Here is a 22,062-nt window from a genome sequence, read left to right as displayed (position 1 = left end):
CCGGCAAGCGGGCGACCGCATGATCGACGCGACGGGCCCGGTTTCCGTGCGGAAGCCGGGCCGGGCCGTCGAGAGCCCTGCCCGTGCGAGGAGTGCAGGTCGACGGCCGCGCAGTGCCTACTTCCAGCGGAAATGGACGAAGAGGCGGCCGAAGTTCTTGGAGTCCTTCTCCACCCGGTGATAGAGCTGTTTGACGTCCTTCTGGTCGAGGAACCGCAGCACCCGCTTCTTGAGCTGGCCGGAGCCCTTGCCGGGAATGATCTCGACCATGGCGGCCTTCTTCGCCACCGCCTCGTCCATGATCGCGCGCAGCGCCCGGTCGATGTCGTGGCCCTTGTTGAAGATGTCGTGCAGATCCAGCTTCAGTTTCATGCCACGCCCCGGTCGAGTCCCGTGCCGTCCGCCGGCCGGGGGTGTCCGTGTTCGTGTTCGCGGACACCCCGGCCGGACGGGCAGGCTTCCTGCCGACCAATCGTAGGTCGACCCGACCGCCCCGGGGTCAGCGCGTGTTGCCGCCGACCCGGGTCTCGACCCGGTGCAGGGCCTTGCGGTAGTCGTCGTTCGTCGAGTGCATGGCGGCGGCGATGCGCAGGTGCCGCAGCGCGTCCGCCGGGCGGTTCAGCCGCTCCAGGGTCCGGCCCAGCACGTGGTGCGCGTAGTGGTCGCTCGGGTCCTGGTCGACCAGCACCCGGAGCTGCTCCTCGGCCCGGCCGAGCTGGGCCGACTGGAAGTACGCACGGGCCAGCAGCTGCCGTACCGAGGCGTTGCCGGGCTCGGCCGCCACGATCGGCTCCAACAGCTGGGCCGCTCCGGTCGGGTCCCCGGCCTCGAAGAACATCGTCGCCCGCCGGTACTCCGTCAGGAAGTCCATCCGACCCACCCCCTCGTCTCCCGCCGTCCGGTCCTCGTCCGACGCTCGCACAAACACCGCGGGGCGGGCCAGTGTTCCCGCCCGGTCAGCCGGCCGGACGCCCGTCGGCGGAGACCGGCGGGGTGAGCTGCCAGGCCCGTACCCCGCCGACCAGGGCGGCGCTGTTCGGGACCACCACCACGTCCTCGCCCATCCGGGCGAGCTGCTCGGGACGGATCAGTCGCGAGTTGCCGCCGCCCAGGTAGAGCCGGTCCCAGCGGAACACCGGACGCAGTCCGTCCACCACCTGCCGGACCCGCCGGGACCAGAAGCCGTCGCCGAGCCGGCGGCGTTCCGGTTCACCGATGTACGTGTCGTAGGTCATCCCCCAGCGCACCGGCGCCTGGGACAGTTCCAGGTGCGGGGCGAGCACCCCGCCGTCGAAGAGGGCGCAGCCGAGCCCGGTGCCGAGGGTCAGCACCAGCTCGCACCCGCTGCCGGCGACCACCCCGGCACCGTGCACCTCGGCGTCGTTGAGCACCAGCGCCGGCACGCCGAAGGCGTCGGTGAGCGCGGTACGCACGTCGTAACCGGACCACTCGGCGAGCAGGGTCGGGTCGACCCGGGACCGGGGACCGGACCGGGTGACGTAGTGCGGGGTGGCCACCACCACCCCGTGCCGGAGCATCCCGGGCATGCCCACGGTCACCCGGTCGGCGGCGGGCAGCCGCCCGGCGAGGTCCAGCAGGGTCCGGACGAAGAGACTCGGCGGCAGCGGGTACGGCGTGGGCACCCGCAGCGGCCGGGCCCGCATCGTTCCCGCCTCGTCGAGCACCGTGCCCTTGATGCCGCCGCCACCGCAGTCGATCGCCAACGTGGTCACCACGGGCGACAGTCTGCCTAATCCGTTCGAACCGCGGGGGGCGACCCGGCTAGGCTTCGGCTTCTGATGAGCGCCACGATGATCGTCAAGGACCTCTCCGCCGGGCACGGCGACCGACTGCTCTTCGCCGGACTCGACCTGGTGGTGGCCCCCGGGGACGTGATCGGCCTGGTCGGTGTCAACGGAGCCGGCAAGTCGACGCTGCTGCGTACCCTCGCCGGGTTGCAGCCGGTGGAGGCCGGAAGTGTCACGCTGAGTCCGCCCACGGCGAACGTCGGGCACCTGCCGCAGGAGCCGGAACGCCGCCCCGGCGAGTCGGTCCGCGACTTCCTGGCCCGCCGGACGGGGGTGACGGCGGCGCAGGCAGCGCTGGACGAGGCGACCGAGGCGCTGACCGCCGGAACGGCCGGCGCGGACGACGCGTACGCCGAGGCGCTGGAGCGGTGGCTCGCCCTCGGCGGCGCCGACCTGCCCGAACGTGCCGAACAGGTGGCCGCCGACCTGGGGCTCGGCGTCGACCTGGACCATCCGATGACCGGCCTCTCCGGCGGGCAGGCGGCCCGCGCGGGGCTGGCCTCACTGCTGCTCAGCCGGTACGACGTCTTCCTGCTCGACGAGCCGACCAACGACCTCGACCTGGCCGGGCTGGCGAGGTTGGAGGAATTCGTCACCGGGCTGCGGGCCGGCACGGTACTGGTGAGTCACGATCGCGAGTTCCTGACCCGTACGGTCACCCGGATCCTGGAGCTTGACCTGCACCAGCAGCAGGTCAAGCACTTCGGCGGTGGCTACGCCGCGTACCTGGAGGAGCGCGAGGTGGCCCGCCGGCACGCCCGCGCCGAGTACGAGGAGTACGCGGACACCCGCGCCGGCCTGGAGGAACGGGCCCGCACCCAGCGGGCCTGGATGGAGAAGGGCGTACGCAACGCCCGACGCAAGGCGACCGACCCGGACAAGCACGTCAAGCACTTCCGGGGCCAGACCAGCGAGAAGCAGGCGGCGAAGGCCAAGCAGACGGAGCGGCTGATCGAGCGCCTGGAGACGGTCGAGGAGCCGCGCAAGGAGTGGGAGCTGCGGATGGAGATCGCCGCCGCGCCCCGCGCCGGGGCCGTCGTGGCCGCGCTCCGCGACGCGGTGGTACGCCGCGGCGGCTTCACCCTCGGCCCGGTGACGCTCCAGGTCGACTGGGCCGACCGGGTGGCGGTGACCGGGGCGAACGGGTCGGGCAAGTCGACCCTGCTGGCGGCGCTGCTCGGGCGGGTGCCGCTGGAGTCCGGGCACGCCTCGCTCGGGCCGGGGGTGGTGGTCGGCGAGGTCGACCAGGCCCGGGAACTCTTCGTCGGTGACCAGCCGCTGCTGGACGCCTTCCGGGCCGCCGTACCGGAGATGTCACCGGCGGACGCGCGGACCCTGCTGGCCAAGTTCGGCCTGCGCGCCGACCACGTGTTGCGGCCGGCGGCGACCCTCTCGCCCGGCGAGCGGACCCGCGCGGCGCTGGCGCTGCTCCAGGGACGCGGAGTGAACCTGCTGGTACTGGACGAGCCGACCAACCACCTCGACCTGCCGGCCATCGAACAGTTGGAGTCGGCGCTGGCGGGTTACCCCGGCACGCTGCTGCTGGTCACCCACGACCGGCGGATGCTGGAGGCGATCGAGACCAACCGGCGGCTGCACGTCGACGCCGGACGGATCACCGAGCGCTGATCCGGCGGGCCGGCCCTTCCCGGGCCGGTCGCGGCTGACGGGAGCGGGTGACCACGCAGCGCGCCGGTCCGGAATCGGAGCATACAGGGCGCGGATGCGGGTAACGGGCGGCGGGAGGTGACCCGCATGGTCGCGCAGGCGCAGGCACCGCCCTCGGCCGACCGGCTGAGGGCGATCGACGTCTTCCTCGCCGAGGCGTGGACGGACCAGGCCCGACACGACGACCGCCTCCGTGACCTGGCGGTCGGCGTCGAATTCGACCAGGGCGTGGCCCATGTGACCGGCGAGGTGCCCACGGCGGCGGCGCTGCGGCTGGTCCGGGACCGGGTCGGCCGGCTCGCCGGGGTGTTCGGGGTGTGGTCACGGGTGGCCGTCGCCGGCCGGGCGCCGGTCGTCGTCGACCTGGGCTGCGGCCCCACCAAGCAGTACCCGGGCAACCTCGGGCTGGACATCTTCCCCGCGCCCGGCGTGGACGCGGTGGCGGACCTCTCCGGGTCGCTGCCGCTGGCCGACGACTCGGTCGACGTCCTCTTCGCGGTGCACATCCTGGAGCACATGGTCGACTTCCTGCCACTGGTGGACGAGGCCCACCGGGTGCTCCGGCCGGGCGGTGTCCTGCACGTGATGAGCCCCTGGTGGCGACACGTGAACGCGGTCGCCGACCCGACCCACGTCCGACTGCTCGACGTCCAGACGATCAAGGGCATTTGCGGGCAGCGCCCGCCCGGCACGCCCCGCTGGTATCCCCTGCACGTCGGCTGCGACGGGGCGTCCATCTTCGCGGACCTGACGCCGCTCGCCGCCGACGACCCGGGCCCGGAACCGTCCCACCTGGCCCGCTTCTTCGACTGACCGGGCCGCTTCTTCGACTGACCGGGCAAGCCGAGCCGGACCGCCCGGGACCGGGCCCGGCCGGGCGTCCGGCCCGTGAGCCGGTGGCCGCCGTCGGTCCACGGCAGTGCCGGACCCCGACGGCGGCGGACCCTCGTCAGGAGGGTCGATACCCCGGCGGACGGGGCCACTCCTCCGCCTCCGGATCGACCGGCCGGCTCAGCGGCGGCACCGGGGGCACCGAGAACGACGGCACCGGAGCGGACACCGGAGCCGGGACCGGGGCGGGCGGTACCAGAGCCGGGGGCATCGGGGCCGGGAGCCCCGGGACGGGCGGTGCCAGAGCCGGCGGAGCCGGGGCGGCCAGCGGAGCCGGGGCGGCCAGCGGAGCCGGGACGGGCGGAGCCGGGGCGGACGGAGCCGGGGCGGACGGAGCCGGGGCGGACGCCGGAGCCGGGGGCAGGTGCGCCGGCGGTGGTACGGCCGGAGCGTCCGACGACGCCACCCCGGTCGACGGGGTCGGCCGGGGTTGCCAGAGCCGGTCCCCGGCGATCAGGCTGCGGAAGTCGAACTGGCACTTCGAACAGGTACGCAGCGCCGTCTCGGCCCGCCGGTCGCCGCACCGCTGGCAGAACGTCACCACCGTCTCGTCGGCGTCCATGCCCTGGCAGCGCGGGCAGGCGAAGCTCGGCCCCTTGTTGTTGAGCTGCGCCAACCGGCCGGCCAGCACGTACGGGGTGACCACCGCGCTGATGCTGGTGGCCAGGTCCCGGGTCCGTCGGGTGCGTTCCTGCAACCGTTCCAGGTCGGGGTTGATGACCTTTTCCAGTCGGCAGGTGGTGCAGGTCCGCAGGTTCCGGGCGGGCAGCAGGCTCCGGAGCCGGGCCTGCTGGTGCAGGAAGGTCACCACCGGCACGTCCGCCGGCTCGACGGTGAACCGGGCAGCCGGGGTCGAGCCCGGCGCGACCGAGGCGAGGTGTTCCTCGACGCGGAACACCAACGACTGGACCTGGGCGACCAGGGCCGGTGGCATCTCCCCGGAGCGGCTGGCGATCAGCGCGCCGACCATCAGCATGCCGTCGGCCAGTTCGGCCGGCACCTCCGCGACGGCCTGCGGGCTCTCGAAGGTGAAGGTGTCGGTGCCGGCCCGGCTGACCGCCGCCTGGCGCTGGGCCGGGGACTCCCCCTCGAGCAGGCGGGACGCGTGCCGGGAGAGCACCGCACCGGCGCGGTTGGCGAGGCTGGCCGCGTTCTGCATGATCGCCACGTCACCGGGGCCGGTCTGCCGCCACCAGCCGGGGAAAGCGGTGGCACGGGCGGGGTCGAGGCGGCCGAGCGCGTCGTCGACCGCGCCGAGGACCGACTCGAAGAGCTGCACGTAGGCCGAGGTGAGGCCCCAGTTCCGGCCCACCCGGCCGGCCCAGCGGTCGGCGAGCAGGACGACGACCCGGCAGCCGGCGCCGTCGGCTTCGAGGCTGATCCGCAGCGAGACCGGCACCCGGGCGGCGGAGAGGGTGACCCCACCCAGCTTCGAGCCGCGTACCGCCTCGAGCAGGCTGAGCTGCTCGGTGCGCAGCTCGAAGGAGAGATCGCGGAGGACGCGGAGCAGGTGCTGCCGGACCACGCTCGGCGGCACGGCGACCCGGCGATCCGCACCGGCCAGCAGCCGGCCCACCTCGGTGGCGACCACGGCCGGATCGGGCCGCGCCCCGGGATCGGTGTCTGCCGCCCAGCTCATTCCGCGACGTCGAAGCTGGTGCCGGCGTCGTACGTGTCGTACGGGGCGACCTCCGCCACCGCCGTGTCCAGGTGGGTGACCGCCTGGTTGGAGTAGTCCAGGGACACGTCGTAGTTGTTGTCGGCGATGTCGGCGTGGCTGGCGGCGGCCGCCATCCCGGTCTCGACGGCGCCGAGGTTGCCGGCGGCCAGGTTCTCGTTGGCGTAGTCGACCCAGTCCTGCGCCGAGTCGGCCCACTGGTCGCCGCTGGCCGCGTGCCAGTCGGACCAGTCCTGGTCGGCCACGGCCCCGGCGATCTCGTTGTCGACGACGTCGAGCACCGGATCGGGCAACACCGGCTCGACCACCGGCATGATCGGGTCGACGGTCGACGTGTCGAACGTGTCGACGCCGACCTCCGGGAGGGACGTGTCGGTGGACAGGTAGTCGCCCCAGCTCGAATCGGTGCTCATCTCGCCCCCAGGTCTCATGACGGCGCGTGGCGCGCGCGTACATCATGGCGACGGGATGACACCGCGCCCATCCCCCGATCGGTGCCGCCGGTCGCCACAAAGGACTGTCGCATGTGGACACAAGAGGCGGGCCGCGCCCGCTGCGGTCAGCGACCGAGGGTGCTCTCGCGCAGTTCGAGACGGTACGGCGCGGTGACGGTCCGGGGCGGGGCCTCCCGGTCGCCCTCGATCCGGCCGACCAGCAACTCCACCGCGAGCCGGCCGATCCGCTCCTTGTCCGGTGCGATGGTGCTCAGCGTGGGGATGGAGAACCGGCCGTCCTCGATGTCGTCGAAGCCGGCGACCGCCACGTCGTCGGGGGCCCGCAGCCCGTGCTCGTGCAGGACGCGCAGGGCGCCCAGGGCGAGCGTGTCGTTGAAGCAGAAGACGGCGTCGGGGCGCACCCCGGAGGCGAGCAGGTCCCGCATCGCGGCGGCCCCGTCCGCACGGTGCCAGACCGGCGCAGGGGCGACCAGGCGCTCGTCGTACCCGAGGCCGGCATCGGTGAGGGCGGCACGGTAGCCGGCCAGCCGCAGCCGGGCGCTGGCCCCCTCGACGGTGCGCTGCGAGCCGATCGCGGCGATCCGGCGGCGGCCGAGGCCGGCCAGGTGCGTGGTGATCTCTCGGGCGGCGGCCACGTTGTCGATCATCACGTGGTCGGCCGGCCCGTGGTCGACCCGTTCACCGAGCAGCACCGTCGGGGTGCCGTCCAGGCCGGTCAGGTCCTCGGCGGTGAGCGCCAGCGGGCTGAAGATCAGCCCGTCGATGAGATGGTCGCCGATGCCGCTGGCGGCCACCCGTTCCTGTTCCCGGCTGCCGCCGGTCTGGTCGATGAGCACCGTCCAGCCCTGCTCGGCGGCGGCCACCACGACGTGCCGGGCCAACTCGGCGAAATAGGGGATGTCCAGTTCCGGCACGGCGAGGGCGATCACCCCGGTACGCCCCTTGCGCAGGTTGCGGGCGGAGAGGTTGGGCCGGTAGTTCAGCTCCGCGATCGCCTCCTCGACGCGCGCCCGGGTGGTCGGTCGGACGTGCTGGTATCCGTTGACGACGTTGGATACGGTCTTCACGGAAACGCCGGCCTTCTCGGCCACGTCCTTCAGCCTGTGCCGCACCTCGTCAACCTCCCGACCCCGTCCTGCGGGCACTTTACCGTGCCGGCAGCCCTTTACAACGTTGCCTACAACGTTGTACAAAGTCGGGCGGGAGAGTGACCACGGTCACTCCCCGCAGTCAGACGGTCAGAAAGTCAGGCGACGAGGAAAGGTGGCCCCCTTTGCGGACCGCTCAGGTGACGATCGATCCCGCCTTCGCGATCGGCGCGGCCGACCGCCGGCTCTTCGGATCGTTCGTCGAGCACATGGGGCGCTGCGTCTACGGGGGCGTCTTCGAGCCCGGCCACCCCGGGGCCGACGCCGACGGGTTCCGCACCGATGTCCTGGAGCTCACCCGCGAACTCGGCGTCTCGGTGGTCCGCTACCCGGGCGGCAACTTCGTCTCCGGCTACCGCTGGGAGGACGGCATCGGCCCGGTCGGCGACCGGCCACGCCGGCTCGACCTGGCCTGGAAGACGATCGAGACCAACGCCTTCGGCCTGGACCAGTTCATGACCTGGGCGGCGCGGGCCCAGGTGGAGCCGATGATGGCGGTCAACCTCGGCACCCGGGGCGTCCAGGAGGCCTGCGACCTGCTGGAGTACACCAACCACCCGGGCGGCACCGCGCTGTCGGACCTGCGCCGCAGGCACGGCGCGGAGCAGCCGTACGGGGTGCGGCTCTGGTGCCTCGGCAACGAGCTGGACGGCCCCTGGCAGGTCGGCCACAAGACCGCCGACGAGTACGGCCGGCTGGCCGCCGAGACCGCCCGCGCGATGAAGCTGGTCGACCCCTCGATCAGCCTGGTCGCCTGCGGCAGCTCCAACCGGGGGATGCCCACCTTCGCCTCCTGGGAGGCGACCGTGCTCGAGCACACCTACGAGCACGTCGACTACATCTCCGCGCACACCTACTACGACCCGTCCGACGGCGACCGGGCCAGCATCCTGGCCTCGGCGCTGGACATGGACAACTTCATCCGCGAGGTGGTCGCCACCGCCGACCACGTGGCGGCCAAGCTTCGTCACCCGCGCAAGCTCAAGATCTCTTTCGACGAGTGGAACGTCTGGTACCAGTCCCGCCTCCAGGCCGACCTGGACCGGCGCGGCTGGGTGGAGGCCCCGGCGCTGATCGAGGACACCTACACCGCCCTCGACGCGGTGGTCGTCGGCGACCTGCTGGTCACCCTGCTGCGGCACGCCGACCGGGTCGGGGTGGCCTGCCAGGCGCAGCTGGCCAACGTGATCGCCCCGATCCGGACCCGCACCGGCGGCCCGGCCTGGCGGCAGAGCATCTTCCACCCGTTCGCGCTCACCGCCCGGTACGCCCGCGGCACGGTGCTGCGCACCGAGCCGGTCTCCCCGACCTACCCCACCGCCCGGTACGGCGACGCGCCGGTGCTGGACACCGTGGCGGTGCACGACGAGGAGCGCGGCGAACTGAGCGTCTTCGCGGTCAACCGGGGCGAGGAGGACCTCGCGGTGGACCTCGATCTGCGCGGCCTGCCCGGCGCGACCGGCCTGGCCCACCTGACCCTCGCCGCCGGGGAGGACCCGACGGCGAGCAACACCGAGGCCGAGCCCGACCGGGTGACGCCCCGGGAGAGCACCATCCCCACCGCCGACGGCGGCCGGTGCACCGTGCGCCTGCCCGCCGTCTCCTGGAACCTGCTGCGCTTCGCCGCTCGATCCTGACCGGCTTCACCACCTACCCTCTGACCAGCCCGCCACCGGCCTCGACACGCTCCGCCACCCGCCCCGGTCCGGAACCCGGTCCGGGCCGGGGCTGCCAGCCGGTCCGGCGATCCGTCCCCCAAGGAGACAACAGCATGATGCGCAACGAGATGAGCCGACGGCATCTGCTCAGCCTCGGTGTCGGACTCGGCACCGCGGCCACGCTCGCCCTGGCCGGCTGCGGTGGCGACGACGAGGAGTCGAGCACCGCCTCGGGCAACGGCGGCAAGGACTACACCGGCCCCAAGGTCGACCTGAAGCTGTGGAACGGCTTCACCGGCGGGGACGGTGAGATCTTCAAGAAGCTGGTCGACAGGTTCAACACCGAGCACAAGAACATCGCGGTGGGCGTGACCACGTACCGCTGGGAGGACTACTACAGCAAGCTGCCCGGCGCGGTCTCCAGCGGTGCCGGCCCGGACATCGCGGTCATGCACATGGACCAGCTCGCCACCTTCGCCGCCCGGGGCGTCATCACCGAGCTGGACGACGTGGCGAAGGCCCTGGAGCTGACCGAGGCCGACTTCGCCCCCACCGTCTGGAAGGGCGGCATCTACGCCGACAAGCGGTACGGCATCCCGCTGGACATGCACCCGCTCGGCTTCTACTACAACAAGGCCGTCATGCAGAAGGCCGGCCTCGACCCGAACAAGCCGCCGGCGACCCGGGACGACTACACCGCCGCGCTGACCGAGCTGAAGAAGTCCGGCGTGCAGGGCTTCTGGGTCAGCCCGTTCCAGTTCACCGGCGGCATGACCTTCTACTCCCTGCTGCACCAGTGGGGCGGCACCCTCTTCGACGCCGAGGTCGCCAAGGCCACCTTCAACTCCGACCCGGCGGTCGAGGCGTGCACCTGGCTGGTCGACCTGATCAAGCAGGGGCACTCGCCGGCCAACGTCGGCCAGGACGCCGACTACCTGGCGTTCAAGGCCGGCAAGAACGCCTTCAACTGGAACGGCATCTGGCAGATCAACGACCTGAAGAAGAGCGCCGACGTGCAGTGGGGTGTCGCACCCCTGCCGCAGATCGGCAGCCAGCCGGCGGCCTGGGCCAACTCGCACAACTTCACCATCGTGAAGCAGCGCAGCACCGACGCCAACAAGGTGGCCGGGGCGAAGGTCTTCATCAACTGGCTCAGCCAGCAGTCGCTGGACTGGGCGGCGGGCGGCCAGGTGCCGGCCCGTAAGGCGGTCCGTGAGGACGCCGGCTTCAAGGCGCTCACCGAGGTCGGCGCGCTGGCCCCCGAGATCGAGTACGCCGCGTTCCCGCCCGCCGCGCCGGGCATGGGCGAGGTGCTGACCACCTTCTACACCTCGTTCAACGAGGCGGTGCTGGGCAAGAAGTCGCCGAAGCAGGCCCTGGACGACGGCGTGTCGAAGGCCAACAAGCAGTTGGAGGACAACCGCAAGAAGTACGGGAACTGACCGGTCGTGGCCGGTACCAGCACAGTCGGGGCGGCGCGGGGGGACGCGCCGCCCTCGGCGGTTCAGCGCAAACCCCGGGGCGCGGGCCAGCGGGGCTCCGCCGTCACCCCGTACCTCTTCCTCGCGCCGTACCTGGTGCTCTTCCTGGTCTTCGGGCTGGCCCCGATCCTGTTCGGGCTCTGGCTGAGCGTCCACCAGTGGGACATCCAGTTGCCCAACCGGCCGTTCGTCGGGCTGGACAACTACCGGGACCTCTTCTCCAGCGACTCGGCCATCTACGGGGACTGGTGGGCCAGCGTCCGGGCCACCGGCATCTTCACGGTCTTCTCGGTGCCGCTGCTGGTGGTCGTACCGCTGGGGTTGGCGCTGCTGCTCAACGAGCGGTTCCCCGGGCGGACCTTCTTCCGGGCGGTGTACTTCGCCCCGTACGTGCTGGGTGTGGCGGTGATCGGCCTGCTCTGGCGGTTCCTGCTGGACGCCAACCTGGGCCTGGTCAACCGGCTGCTCGGGGTGTTCGGGCTGCCCACCGACACGCCGTGGGTGACCGACGTGCCGTGGGCGTGGGTCTCGCTGGTCGGGGTGACCGTCTGGTGGACCTCCGGGTTCAACGCGGTGATCTACCTGGCCGGGCTCCAGGACATCCCGCCGGAGCTGTACGAGGCGGCGAAGATGGACGGCGCCAACGCCTGGGAACGGTTCCGCAACGTCACCCTGCCCGGGTTGCGGCCGGTCATGCTGTTCGTGCTGACCACCACGATCCTGGCCTCGGCGAACGTGTTCGGCCAGTCCTACCTGATCACGCAGGGCGCGCCGGGTCAGTCGACCCGCACGGTGGTCTGGCGGATCGTCGACGAGGGGCTGCGCAACAACGACGCCGGCCAGGCCGCCGCGATGAGCATCCTGTTCGCGCTGGCGCTCGCCGTGATCAGCATCGTCAACTTCCGGTTCTTCCGGTTCCGGGAAGACTGAGGAGGCCGGACGTGACCACACTTCGCCGTACCGCCCGTTACGCCGTCCTGGTGACCCTGGCCCTGGTGTTCCTCACCCCGCTCATCTGGATGGTCCTCACCTCGCTGAAGACCTACGGGGGCGCGCAGCGGATCCCGCCGGACTGGCTGCCGGACCCGTTCTCCGGGTACGGCTACGACCGGATCCTCAGCGACACCCAGAACCCGGTGCTGCGCTGGTTCGTCAACAGCATGCTGGCCGCCACCCTGCACGCACTGCTGGTGCTGGTGACCGCGTCGATGGCCGCGTACGCCCTGGCCCGGCTGCGGTTCCGGGGACGCTCGGTGGGATTCGCGCTGATCGTGGGGACGCTCTTCATCCCGCCGACCTCGCTGATCATCCCGAACTTCGTGATCGCCGACGAGATCGGCTGGGTGGACACCCTCGCCGTGGTGGTGGTCCCGGGCGCGGCCAGCGCGTTCGGGGTCTTCTTCCTCCGGCAGTTCTTCCTCTCCATCCCGGCCGAGCTGGAGGAGGCCGCCGTCCTGGACGGGGCGAACCACTGGCAGATCTTCACCCGGGTCCTGCTGCCGCTGTCGAAGCCGGCCCTGGCCACCCTCGCGGTGCTGTCGTTCCTGACCAACTGGAACGACTTCCTCTGGCCGGTCTACGTGCTGTTCAGCCCGGACAACCTGACCCTGCCGGCCGGGCTGGGCCTGCTCCAGGGCGCCTACGTCACCGACTACCCGGTGATCATGGCCGGTGCGGTGCTGGCCAGCGTGCCGGTGCTGGTCCTCTTCGTGGCGGCCCAGCGGCACATCATCCAGGGTGTGTCCCGCAGTGGACTGAAGGGATGACCGTCCGACGGCCCGCCGTCACGACCCTGGTCGCGGGGCTGCTCACGACCGCGCTGGTCGTCGCCGGCTGCACCGCGCCCGACGAACCGAACACCACGACCACGGGACCCGACATGTTCACCAATCCGGTCATCGCCACCGACTCCCCCGACCCGCACGCGATCCGGGTCGGCGACACCTGGTACCTCTTCCACACCAACGCCGACGGCCGCAACGTCCCCGTCCACACCTCGCCCGACCTGGTGGACTGGACGCCGGCCGGGGACGCCCTGCCGGAGCTGCCGGACTGGGCCGACCCGGGGAAGACCTGGGCGCCGGAGGCGATCCAGCTGGCCCCGGACCGGTTCGTCCTCTACTACACCGTCGCCGGGCGGGACTCCGGCCGGCAGTGCGTGGGGCGGGCGGTGGCCAGCGCGCCGCAGGGGCCGTACCGGGACGAGTCGTCCGGGCCGCTGATCTGCCAGGCGGAGCTGGGCGGCGCGATCGACGCCAGCCCGTTCCGGGACACCGACGGCAGTCTCTGGCTGCTCTGGAAGAACGACGGCAACGCGGTCGGCCAGGACACCTGGCTCTGGTCCCAGCGGCTCTCCGCGGACGGGCTGGAGCTGGTCGGCGAGCCGGCGAAACTGCTCAAGCAGACCGAACCGTGGGAGGGCCACCTGATCGAGGGCCCGTTCTTCTGGCGGCGGGACGGCAAGCTGTACCTCTTCTTCGCCGCCAACGCCTACGACAAGGCCGAGTACGCCGAGGGGTACGCGGTCTGCGAGAGCCCCACCGGCCCCTGCGTGAAGGCCTCGGAGAACCCGATCCTGAAGAGCAACGCGGCGGCCTCCGGCCCCGGCCACGCCTCGATGGTCGAGGTCGACGGCCGGACCTGGCTGCTCTACCACGCCTGGCCGCCCGGCCAGGAGGGCGCGATCGACCCGGGCCGCCAGACCTGGCTCGACGAGGTCGTCTGGACCGACGGCCGTCCCACCGTCAAGGGCCCCACCGCCACCGCCCAACCACGCCCCTGACGGTCGGCCGGGCGGCCCGTGCCAACCGGTGCGGGCCGCCCGGCGGTCACCCGAACGGGCGGTCCGGGACATCGTCAGCGTCCCACCACCATCCGGCTCGTTACCAGTTCGTGACCTTGCGGACGGGGGCGAGATGACGATCGTGCGAACCACTCTCCGGGTCCTGCCGGCGGCGGCGGTCGGGGCGTGCGCCGTCCTGGCGCTGACCCTGACGACCGGCAGCACCCGCGCGCAGACCCGGCAGGCGATCGACCCGGTCGGCCCGACCCGGGGCTTCCTGGTGATGACCGAGGGCGACGCCCGCCTCGTCGGTGCCGAGAACGAGGGGACGGTGGCGGTCGGCGGGAACCTCAGCTTCGGCCAGTACCAGGTGGCCGCGAACACCGCCGGCTCCTTCGTGGTGCCGCCGGACACCAGCCCGACCGCCCTGGTCGTGGGTGGGCGGGTCGACGTCGCCGGCAGCGTACCCGGCACCCGGCTCCAGGTGCTCCAGGGCGGTTACGTCAAGGTCGGCGACCTCACCGGCACCGTGGTCCGGAACATCGACGACAACGGCGCGGCGGTCAACACGCGGGTACTGCCGACCGACGACTACGACGCGACGCCCCGGGTGGAGCTGGTGACCCGGCAGCCGGTGGCGAGCGTCGGTCCCACGTCCCCGCTCGATTTCGACGGCGCCTTCGCCTTCTTCCGGTCCACTGCCACCACGCTTGCCGGCTGCCTGCAGACGGTGGTCCTCCGGTCCCCGGACGGCGACCCGCTGCTCCGACCGGTGCCACCGGACAGCAACGCCGTGGTCACCCTCGCCCCGGGCACCAACGTGCTCAACCTGACCGCCACCGAGCTGGCGAACGTCGTCACACTGAGCTTCGCCGACCGTCCCGACGCGGCCCGCCCGCTGCTGGTCAACGTGGACACCGCCGACGTGGGCAACTCCTTCACCTGGCGGGTTCCCACCTTCGCCGGAATCGGCGGCGAGCAGGCCCGCCACATCCTCTTCAACTTTCCCACCGCCAGATCGATCACGCTGGCCGACGACAGCGCCACCCTGGAGGGAACCCTCTACGCGCCGAACGCGGACGTGCAGGCCCTCTCCACCAGCAACATCGAGGGGAACATCGTCAGCGGCAGCCTCACCCACCACGGCGGCGAGATCCACGCCTTCCCGTTCTCCGCCGTTCTCGACTGCCGGCAGCCCACCCCCACCCCCACGGCGACCGGCAGCCCGACCGCGAGCCCGACCGGCAGCCCGACCGGCAGCCCGACCGGCACTCCGACGGCCACCCCGACCACGCCGCAGCCGACCACGCCCGGGCCGACCAACCCGCCGCAGCCCTCGCCCGGACCGCCGCTGCCAGTCACCGGCTCGCCGGTGCTGTCGATGGCCGCCGCCGGGGTGCTCGCCACCGGAGTCGGCGCCGGCCTGCTCCTGCTCGTCACCCGTCGTCGCGCCCGGAGCTGATCCGCACCCCTGCACCACCGGGCCGGTCGGCGGAGTGTCCGCCGACCGGCGCGGTCGGAAGCGCCTGACTACCCGTCCCGGCGGGCGAGGCGGTTGCGGCGGCGGCCGTAGCCGAAGTAGATCAACGCGCCGAGCAGCATCCAGGCCAGGAAGCGCAGCCAGGTCTCCACCGACAGGTTGAGCATGAGGTAGAGGCAGGCCAGCGCCGAGACGGCCGGCAGCACCGGTGAGAACGGCACGGTGAACGGTCGCTCCAGATCGGGCCGGCTCCGGCGCAGGATCGGCACCGCCAGGGAGACCAGCACGAACGCGCAGAGCGCGCCGATGCTGACCAGGTCGGCCAGGGCCGCCAGCGGCAGGAAGCCGGCGAGCAGCGCGACCAGCACGGTCATCAGCGCCGTGATCCGGTACGGGGTGCCCCAGCGGGGGTGCACCTTCGCCACGGCGGGTGGGATCAGCCCGTCCCGGGCGACGGCGAAGCCGATCCGCCCCATGGCCACCAGCTGGACCAGGATCACGCTGGTCAGGCCGGCGACGGCGGCGATGGAGACGAGAATCGCCGCCCAGCCGGCCCCGACCGACTCGAAGGCCGCCGCGATCGGGGCGCCCCGGTCGATCTCGTCGTACGGGACCATGCCGACCACCACCAGCGAGACGCCGATGTAGAGCACGGTGGCGACCAGCAGCGTGCCGAGAAGGCCGAGTGGCAGGTCCCGCCGTGGGTTCCTCGTCTCCTCGCCCAGGTTGGCCACCGCCTCGAAGCCGGTGTACGCGAAGAAGACCACCGCGGCGGCGGTGAGCACCCCGGCGAAGCCGAAGACCGAGGGCTCCATCCCGAAGATCGCCTGGGTGACCGGCTGCCGGATGCCGGTCTCGCCGGCCCCGGCGTCCTCGGCCGGCGGGATGAACGGGGTGAGGTTGGCGGCCTTGACGAAGAACCCTCCGGCGACCACCACGAAGACACAGATGGCGACCTTGACCAGGACGAGCAGGTTGGTGACCCGGGCCGACTCCCGGATGCCGACGATGGCCACCACGCCGAGGAGCAGCACGATGCCGATCGCCCCGACGTTGACCACGCTCCCCTCCTCGCCGAACCAGGCGGCGGGCAGGTTGAACAGCTCGGCGAGGTACCCGGACCAGCCCCGGGCGACCACCGCCGAGCCGAGGGCGAACTCCAGCAACAGGTCCCAGCCGATGATCCAGGCGACGATCTCGCCCATGGTGGCGTACGCGTAGGTGTAGGCGCTGCCGGCGGCCGGGACGCTGGAGGCCAGTTCGGCGTAGCAGAGCGCGGCGAGCAGGGCGACCAGCCCGGCGATCGCGAACGAGATCACCACGCCGGGGCCGGCGTGTTCCCGGGCCTCCAACCCGGTCAGCGTGAAGATGCCGGTACCGATGACGATGCCGATGCCGAAGCCGGTGAGGTCGCGGGCCCCGAGCCGGCGTTTCAGCCCTGGTCGGCCGTCCTCCCCGTCCGCCTCGCTCTGCGCGATCACGTCCTTGATCGGTTTGGTCCGCAGCACGGACACCGTGTTCACCCCTCCCACCGTGCGACCACCCCGGTGGCGGCCGGTGACCGCTGCTGCTACCCCACCGCCCACCTGGCGAACCTTCACCGTGCGTACCAACCCGGTAACGGCGGGCTGAGCCGATGGTCCGGGCCGGTGGTCGATCTTCGGCGGGGTATTGCGTCGGGCGGCCGGGTGTGAAAATTTCCTTCTGACGGTGTATTGCTGGCGACGAATCTTGCCGACCGGCAACCGTCCGCTCCCCTGCCAGTCGAGCCCCAACGAAGGGACGCACTGATGAAGGCACCTCGGCTCAGAGCCGCCGGGCTGGCCGTCGCGCTGCTCGGCGCGCTCGTCGCCGCGACGCCCGCGCAGGCCGCTCCGGCCGCCGACGCCACCAGCACCATCGCCGCCGCCGACTGCACCACCGACCCGGCCACCCCCAAGCGCCAGTTCCGGGCGATGTGGATCGCGTCGGTGACCAACATCGACTGGCCCACCAAGGCGTCCTGGACCGCGCCGGACCGGATCGCCGCCCAGCAGGCCGAGTACCTGCGCTGGCTCGACCTCGCCGAGAAGCTCAACCACAACGCGGTGGTCGTCCAGATCCGGCCGACCGCCGACGCGTTCTGGCCCTCGCCCCACGAGCCGTGGTCGGAGTACCTGACCGGGGTGCGCGGCCAGGACCCGGGCTGGGACCCGCTGGCCTTCCTGGTCGCCGAGTCGCACAAGCGGAACCTGGAGTTCCACGCCTGGTTCAACCCGTACCGGGTCTCGATGCCGGCCCCGGGCGGCGCCGGCGCGGACGTCAACCAGCTCGCCCCGAACCACCCCGCCCGGCAGCACCCGGAGTGGACCTTCGCGTACCCGCCGGCCGGCGTCGCCGGCAGCCGGCTCTACTACAACCCCGGCATCCCGGAGGTCCGCGAGTTCGTCCAGACCGCGATGATGGACGCGGTCAAGCGGTACGACGTCGACGGCGTGCACTTCGACGACTACTTCTACCCGTACCCGAGCGGCACCCACCAGGTGCCGGACGACGCGACGTTCGCCGCGCACAACCGGGGCATCGCCGACAAGGCCGACTGGCGGCGGGACAACATCAACCTGCTCGTCAAGGAGATGGGCGAGAAGGTCAAGGCGGCGAAGCCGTGGGTGAAGTTCGGGGTCAGCCCGTTCGGCATCTGGCGGAACAAGTCGGTCGACCCGCTCGGCTCGGACACCACCGGCAGCCAGTCGTACGACATCATCTCCGCCGACACCCGCAAGTGGGTCAAGGAGGAGTGGGTCGACTACATCGTGCCGCAGCTGTACTGGTACATCGGCCAGTACCCGGCGGCCGACTACGCCCGCCTGGTGCCGTGGTGGGCCGAGACGGTGCGCGGCACGAAGGTGCAGCTCTACATCGGCCAGGCCGACTACAAGAGCGGCGACCCGGCGTACGGGTCGTTCTGGATGAACCCGCGTGAGCTCTCCGACCACCTGACGCTCAACCGCTCGTACCCGGAGGTGCTCGGCAACGTGCACTTCTCGGCCGTGCAGGTGCAGGCGAACCGGCTCGGCGCGACCGACATCTACGCGCAGGACCACTACTCGAAGCCGGCGCTGGTGCCGACCATGCCGCACCTGGCGGCGAAGCCGCTGCTCTTCCCGGTGGTCACCGGCGTGAAGCGGACCGCCGACGGGGTCAGGCTGTCCTGGCGGCAGCCGGCGGACGGCGTCGGCCCGCTCGGGAAGGCGACGTCGTACGCGATCTACCGGCTGGACGGCCGGCAGCTGCCCGGCCGGTGCGACCTGGCCGACGCGACGCACCTGGTCGACACCGTGCGGGCGACCCCGGGCGCGGTGCAGTCCTGGGTGGACGACACCGCCGAGGCGGGTCGGTCCTACACCTACCTGGTGACCGCGCTGGACCGGCTGTACAACGAGAGTCTGCCCAGCCCGGTGCGCTTCGTGCGCTGACCTGACGAGTACCGGATGCCCCGGAGTGGTCCATCCACTCCGGGGCATTCGTCGCTTTCTACGCCTGGTGGCAAATTCGATCAAGATGACACCGAATATCTATCAAGATCGATAAAAACTGTTCTCCAGCCGGTAACCCGCCGGTGACACCGTTCCGACACCCCCACCCCACCCCCGGAGGAGAACCCGATGCACCGTCGCCTCACCACCCTGCTCGCCGCCAGCGCCTTCGCGCTGCTCGCTCTCCTCGGGGTCGCCTCACCGGCCGCCGCGGTCACCCGCGACCAGAAGCTGTCGGTGATGTACAGCTGGACGCAGACCAGCGCCAGCAGCTACAACGCCTGGAACTCGGCCCGGCTGAACCAGGGCGCCTGGTCGGCGTACGCCTTCAACTGGTCGACCGACTACTGCTCGTCCAGCCCGGACAACCCGCTCGGGTTCACGTTCAACGTCTCCTGCTACCGGCACGACTTCGGCTACCGCAACCACAAGGCGATGGGCGTCTTCACCAGCGCCAACAAGGCCCGCATCGACAGCGCCTTCTACGAGGACCTCAAGCGCGTCTGTGCCACCTACAACAGCACCGTACGCCCGGCCTGCACCAGCCTGGCCTGGACGTACTACCAGGCGGTCCGGGCCTTCGGCTCGCGCTCGGCGGTCAGCCAGGCCGACCTGGACCGGGCGGCGAAGATGAAGGCCGACGCCGAGCGGGCCGCCGCCCGGCGCTGACCCGCCCGGCGCCCGACGTTCACCAGCTCGACGTGAACCGGGGGGAGGCGGGGGACAGGTCCGGGTGCTCCACCGCCAGGGCCAGCGCCGCCGCCTCCTCCAGTCCCAGTTCCGCGCCCGCCGCGTAGGCGGCGTCGAACGCCGCATCGCCCACCCGCCGGCGGACCTCCGTCTGCCAGCGCAGCCAGTACGCCCCGAAGAGCCCCGCCGTGAACCGCATCCGGGCCCGGGTCGTCTGGGTCGCGCCGAAGAGCCGGGCGGCGGTCGACGGATCGCCCCCGTCGGCACAGCGCACCGCGAGGGCGTTCACCGTGTCGCAGGCCCGCCCGTGGTAGCCGTGGTTCATCCGGGAGCGGAGCGCCACCTGGAGGTGCTCGTGCGCGGCGACCAGGTCCCGCCGGGCCAGGGCCACCATGCCCAGCAGCATGTCCACCGAACGCTGGCCCCGCTCCACCGGGCGGGTCGCCTCCACCGACCGGGCCGCCCCGAGCAGCTCCGCCGCCTCGTCCAGCGCTCCGCGCCGCCAGAGCAGCTCGGCCAGGCTGTAGACGGCGAGCAACGCGTCCGCGGCCACCCCCCGGTCACGCGCCCAGTCGATGACCTCCCGGCAGACCTGCTCCGCCTCGACGAACTGCCCCATGTCGACCAGGGGCGCGGCCCGGCCGGCGAGCACCCGGGCCAGCAGCCCGGCGTCCCCGGCCTGTCGCGCCGCCGCCTCGGCCCGCTGGGCGAAGCGCAGCTCCTCGGCGAACTCACCGTCCGCGCCGGCGTGCAGCGAGTGCATGTGGTACGCCGCCGCCAGTTCCGCCTCGGGAATCCGCTCGCCGGTCTCGGCGATCCGCCCGTAGAGCCGGAACAGCCAGAGCCGCCCCTCGCGGGCCAGCCCCCGTTCCCGCCACCACAGGTCCAGGCCACCGGCCAGGCGCAGCCCGTCCCGGGCCTGTCCCCCGGTGGCCGACCAGCGCAACGCGGCCCGCAGCTCGCCGGCGAGCGGGTCGAGCGAGTAGAGCGACAGGGTCACCGGCTGCCCGTCCGGGCCGAGGTAGGCCCGCCGCAGCACGTGCTGCGACCAGGCCACGTGCCGGTCCCGGGCGACCTGCTCCTCACCGGCCGCCGCCAGCCGGCGGGCCGCGTACGCCCGGATCGGGTCGAGCATCCGGTACGTGCATCCCGAGGCGCTCGGCTCGGCCAGGATCATCGACTTGTCCACCAGCACCGAGAGGGAACCGAGCGGGTCCTCGTCGAGCAGCCACTCCACCGCCGCCAGGTCGACCGGCCCGGCGAACACCGCCAGCCAGCGCAGCAACCGGGCCGAGCGCGGGCCGAGCGTCCGGTACGACCAGGTGACGGTGGCCTGCATGGTGGCGTGCCGTTCCACCGTCGACCGGGTGCCGTCCCCGGGCACCCCACCGGCGGTCCGCAGTTCCACGGTGTCCTCCTGCCCACCGGACCAGGGCCGGGGGGCGTCCTGCTCGTCCCGGCCGGCGTCCAGCGCACCGAGCACGTCGGCCAGGCGCTCGGCGAGCTGCCCCGCCGAGAGCACCCGCAGCCGGGCTGCGGCCAGCTCGATGGCGAGCGGGAGACCGTCCAGCCGGTGCACCACCCGGCGCAGGTCGGCCGCCTCGGCCGGGCCGGGACGCCGCCCACCCCGGGCGGCCGTGGTCCGGTCGAGCAGCAGGGCGACCGCGTCGCTCTCGCCGCCGCCCGGGGACGGGTCGATCGACAGGGGCGGGATCCGCCACACCACCTCACCGGGAAGATTGAACGACTCCCGGCTGGTGGCGAGTACCCGCACGCCCTGCGCGCCGGTCAGCAGCCGCGAGATCACCTCGGCGGTGGCAGCCGGTTGGGCGTCGCAGGTGTCCAGCACGACCAACGTGCGGCGGGTGGCCGCGTACTCCACGAGGGTGTCCATGATCGGGCGGCCCGGCTCGGGCCGGAGACCGAAGGCGGCGGCGACCGCGAACGGCACCAGGCCCGGATCGGTCACCGTGGCGACGTCGACGAACCAGATCCCGTCCGGGTACGCCTCGACCAGCCCGGCGCACAGTTCCACGGCGAGCCGGGTCTTGCCCGCGCCGCCCGCACCGATGACGGTGACCAGCCGGTGTTCGGCCACCAGCCGCCGCAGCTCGACCCGCTCCGCCTCCCGCCCGACGAACGAGGTGACCCGGGTGGGGAGGTTGTGCGGGGGCGCGTCGGCGGTCCGCAGGCGCGGGAACTCCCGCTCCAGGCCGGGGGCGAGGACCTGGAAGAGCCGCTCCCGGTCGTCGAAACCGCGCAGCCGGTGCAGCCCGAGGTCGAGCAGGGACGCCCCGGCGGGCAGCGGTTCCGCGTGCCGCACCGTCGACGCCGAACAGAGCACCTGGCCACCGTGGGCGGCGGCGGCGATCCGGGCCGCCCGGTGCACCTCCGGGCTGGCGTACTCCCCGTCGCACGGCTCCGCGTACCCGGTGTGCAGTCCCATCCGGACCCGGGGGGCCGCCTCCGGGGTGGGCCAGTCGTGCCCGGCCAGCGCCCGCTGCGCGGCCAGGCAGGCGGCGACCGCCACAGCGGCGTCGGCGAAGGCGATGAAGAACGAGTCACCCTCGGTGAGCAGCTCCGCGCCGTCGGCCGCGACCAGGGTGTGCCGCAGCAGACGACGGTGCTCGTGCAGTACCGGTCGGTAACCGGCACCGAGCATCCGGGCCAGGCGCGTCGAACCCTCGATGTCGGTGAACAGGAAGGTCACCCACCCGCTCGGGAGGCGGATCCGTGGCGACATGCGTGGAACCTCCGCCCCTGACGTCGCCGGCCATGCTGCCCTATGTCGAAGCCGTCACGCATCGT

General features: G+C 72.4%; 18 protein-coding genes. 10 read left to right on the top strand and 8 right to left on the bottom strand.

The features are described 5' to 3' along the window. Positions 1–117 precede the first annotated feature (117 nt). The 3 genes from AB0F58_RS08140 to AB0F58_RS08130 all read right to left on the bottom strand — a co-directional run bounded on the left by AB0F58_RS08140 (position 118) and on the right by AB0F58_RS08130 (position 1,736). Positions 118–372, bottom strand: a complete 255-nt coding sequence (locus AB0F58_RS08140) for a Smr/MutS family protein (RefSeq protein WP_357139698.1) — start codon at positions 370–372, stop codon at positions 118–120. 127 nt (positions 373–499) lie between these two features. Continuing rightward, the gene (locus AB0F58_RS08135; protein ID WP_357139696.1) at positions 500–871 is read right to left on the bottom strand and encodes a tetratricopeptide repeat protein; all 372 of its coding nucleotides are present in this window, start codon (positions 869–871) and stop codon (positions 500–502) included. Between the two features lie 85 nt (positions 872–956). Beyond that, positions 957–1,736 carry an ROK family protein gene (locus AB0F58_RS08130; protein ID WP_357139694.1) on the bottom strand — a complete coding sequence of 260 codons (780 nt, stop codon included), beginning with the start codon at positions 1,734–1,736 and terminating at the stop codon, positions 957–959. A gap of 63 nt (positions 1,737–1,799) precedes the next feature. Between AB0F58_RS08130 and AB0F58_RS08125 the strand changes: the two genes are divergently transcribed. Together AB0F58_RS08125 and AB0F58_RS08120 are read left to right on the top strand one after the other, a co-directional pair. Further along, positions 1,800–3,437: an ABC-F family ATP-binding cassette domain-containing protein gene (locus AB0F58_RS08125; protein WP_357139691.1), complete on the top strand. Its 1,638-nt coding sequence runs from the start codon at positions 1,800–1,802 to the stop codon at positions 3,435–3,437. A gap of 126 nt (positions 3,438–3,563) precedes the next feature. Beyond that, on the top strand, positions 3,564–4,289 hold the full coding sequence (locus AB0F58_RS08120) for a methyltransferase domain-containing protein (protein ID WP_357139688.1): 726 nt from the start codon (positions 3,564–3,566) through the stop codon (positions 4,287–4,289). 136 nt (positions 4,290–4,425) lie between these two features. On the opposite strand, the gene AB0F58_RS08115 is transcribed toward AB0F58_RS08120, so the two are convergent. The 3 genes from AB0F58_RS08115 to AB0F58_RS08105 form a co-directional block, all read right to left on the bottom strand. Beyond that, positions 4,426–6,006 carry a hypothetical protein gene (locus tag AB0F58_RS08115; protein ID WP_357139685.1) on the bottom strand — a complete coding sequence of 527 codons (1,581 nt, stop codon included), beginning with the start codon at positions 6,004–6,006 and terminating at the stop codon, positions 4,426–4,428. Further along, positions 6,003–6,458, bottom strand: a complete 456-nt coding sequence (locus AB0F58_RS08110; RefSeq protein WP_357139682.1) for a hypothetical protein — start codon at positions 6,456–6,458, stop codon at positions 6,003–6,005. The genes AB0F58_RS08115 and AB0F58_RS08110 overlap by 4 nt, the downstream gene beginning before the upstream one ends. A 146-nt stretch (positions 6,459–6,604) precedes the next feature. Continuing rightward, positions 6,605–7,612: a LacI family DNA-binding transcriptional regulator gene (locus tag AB0F58_RS08105; RefSeq protein WP_357139679.1), complete on the bottom strand. Its 1,008-nt coding sequence runs from the start codon at positions 7,610–7,612 to the stop codon at positions 6,605–6,607. Positions 7,613–7,773: 161 nt separating this feature from the next. Here AB0F58_RS08105 and AB0F58_RS08100 point away from each other — a divergent pair, with 161 nt between their 5' ends. From AB0F58_RS08100 to AB0F58_RS08075, 6 genes are all read left to right on the top strand, one after another. Then, complete coding sequence (locus tag AB0F58_RS08100) at positions 7,774–9,285, top strand: alpha-N-arabinofuranosidase (protein ID WP_357139676.1); 1,512 nt, start codon at positions 7,774–7,776, stop codon at positions 9,283–9,285. A 134-nt stretch (positions 9,286–9,419) separates the two neighbouring features. Beyond that, a complete protein-coding gene (locus tag AB0F58_RS08095) occupies positions 9,420–10,748 on the top strand; it encodes an ABC transporter substrate-binding protein (RefSeq protein WP_357139673.1) in 1,329 nt (442 codons plus the stop codon). Between the two features lie 6 nt (positions 10,749–10,754). Beyond that, positions 10,755–11,717, top strand: a complete 963-nt coding sequence (locus AB0F58_RS08090) for a sugar ABC transporter permease (protein WP_357139670.1) — start codon at positions 10,755–10,757, stop codon at positions 11,715–11,717. An 11-nt stretch (positions 11,718–11,728) separates the two neighbouring features. After that, positions 11,729–12,553 (top strand): carbohydrate ABC transporter permease, encoded by an 825-nt coding sequence (locus tag AB0F58_RS08085; protein ID WP_357139668.1) that lies wholly within the window; start codon positions 11,729–11,731, stop codon positions 12,551–12,553. Then, entirely contained in the window at positions 12,550–13,569 is a 1,020-nt protein-coding gene (locus tag AB0F58_RS08080) for a glycoside hydrolase family 43 protein (protein WP_357139665.1), read from the top strand. The genes AB0F58_RS08085 and AB0F58_RS08080 overlap by 4 nt, the downstream gene beginning before the upstream one ends. A 133-nt stretch (positions 13,570–13,702) precedes the next feature. Beyond that, positions 13,703–15,031 (top strand): choice-of-anchor A family protein, encoded by a 1,329-nt coding sequence (locus tag AB0F58_RS08075; protein ID WP_357139662.1) that lies wholly within the window; start codon positions 13,703–13,705, stop codon positions 15,029–15,031. 68 nt (positions 15,032–15,099) lie between these two features. Here AB0F58_RS08075 and AB0F58_RS08070 read toward each other — a convergent pair whose 3' ends face one another. After that, positions 15,100–16,563, bottom strand: a complete 1,464-nt coding sequence (locus tag AB0F58_RS08070; RefSeq protein WP_357140423.1) for an amino acid permease — start codon at positions 16,561–16,563, stop codon at positions 15,100–15,102. A 276-nt stretch (positions 16,564–16,839) separates the two neighbouring features. On the opposite strand from AB0F58_RS08070, the gene AB0F58_RS08065 reads away from it, so the two are divergent. Both AB0F58_RS08065 and AB0F58_RS08060 read left to right on the top strand, forming a co-directional pair. Beyond that, on the top strand, positions 16,840–18,504 hold the full coding sequence (locus tag AB0F58_RS08065) for a family 10 glycosylhydrolase (RefSeq protein ID WP_357139659.1): 1,665 nt from the start codon (positions 16,840–16,842) through the stop codon (positions 18,502–18,504). 189 nt (positions 18,505–18,693) lie between these two features. Beyond that, on the top strand, positions 18,694–19,233 hold the full coding sequence (locus AB0F58_RS08060) for a phospholipase (protein WP_357139657.1): 540 nt from the start codon (positions 18,694–18,696) through the stop codon (positions 19,231–19,233). A 19-nt stretch (positions 19,234–19,252) separates the two neighbouring features. On the opposite strand, the gene AB0F58_RS08055 is transcribed toward AB0F58_RS08060, so the two are convergent. Next, entirely contained in the window at positions 19,253–21,997 is a 2,745-nt protein-coding gene (locus AB0F58_RS08055) for an adenylate/guanylate cyclase domain-containing protein (protein WP_357139654.1), read from the bottom strand. Positions 21,998–22,062 lie beyond the last annotated feature (65 nt).

Origin of the sequence: Micromonospora sp. NPDC023956, from assembly GCF_040639195.1 — a bacterium.
Taxonomy (GTDB): Bacteria; Actinomycetota; Actinomycetes; order Mycobacteriales; family Micromonosporaceae; genus Micromonospora.
Note: the sequence above shows the minus strand (reverse complement) of the source record. Positions and strands in the feature narration are given on the sequence as shown.

What these genes read in the sequence shown, in the direction of transcription:
- AB0F58_RS08140 (WP_357139698.1), bottom strand. Translation starts at nt 372, where the DNA reads ATGAAACTGAAGCTGGATCTGCACGACATCTTCAACAAGGGCCACGAC.
- AB0F58_RS08075 (WP_357139662.1), top strand. Translation starts at nt 13,703, where the DNA reads ATGACGATCGTGCGAACCACTCTCCGGGTCCTGCCGGCGGCGGCGGTC.
- AB0F58_RS08120 (WP_357139688.1), top strand. Translation starts at nt 3,564, where the DNA reads ATGGTCGCGCAGGCGCAGGCACCGCCCTCGGCCGACCGGCTGAGGGCG.
- AB0F58_RS08115 (WP_357139685.1), bottom strand. Translation starts at nt 6,006, where the DNA reads ATGAGCTGGGCGGCAGACACCGATCCCGGGGCGCGGCCCGATCCGGCC.
- AB0F58_RS08135 (WP_357139696.1), bottom strand. Translation starts at nt 871, where the DNA reads ATGGACTTCCTGACGGAGTACCGGCGGGCGACGATGTTCTTCGAGGCC.
- AB0F58_RS08125 (WP_357139691.1), top strand. Translation starts at nt 1,800, where the DNA reads ATGAGCGCCACGATGATCGTCAAGGACCTCTCCGCCGGGCACGGCGAC.
- AB0F58_RS08095 (WP_357139673.1), top strand. Translation starts at nt 9,420, where the DNA reads ATGATGCGCAACGAGATGAGCCGACGGCATCTGCTCAGCCTCGGTGTC.
- AB0F58_RS08065 (WP_357139659.1), top strand. Translation starts at nt 16,840, where the DNA reads ATGAAGGCACCTCGGCTCAGAGCCGCCGGGCTGGCCGTCGCGCTGCTC.
- AB0F58_RS08055 (WP_357139654.1), bottom strand. Translation starts at nt 21,997, where the DNA reads ATGTCGCCACGGATCCGCCTCCCGAGCGGGTGGGTGACCTTCCTGTTC.
- AB0F58_RS08060 (WP_357139657.1), top strand. Translation starts at nt 18,694, where the DNA reads ATGCACCGTCGCCTCACCACCCTGCTCGCCGCCAGCGCCTTCGCGCTG.
- AB0F58_RS08110 (WP_357139682.1), bottom strand. Translation starts at nt 6,458, where the DNA reads ATGAGCACCGATTCGAGCTGGGGCGACTACCTGTCCACCGACACGTCC.
- AB0F58_RS08080 (WP_357139665.1), top strand. Translation starts at nt 12,550, where the DNA reads ATGACCGTCCGACGGCCCGCCGTCACGACCCTGGTCGCGGGGCTGCTC.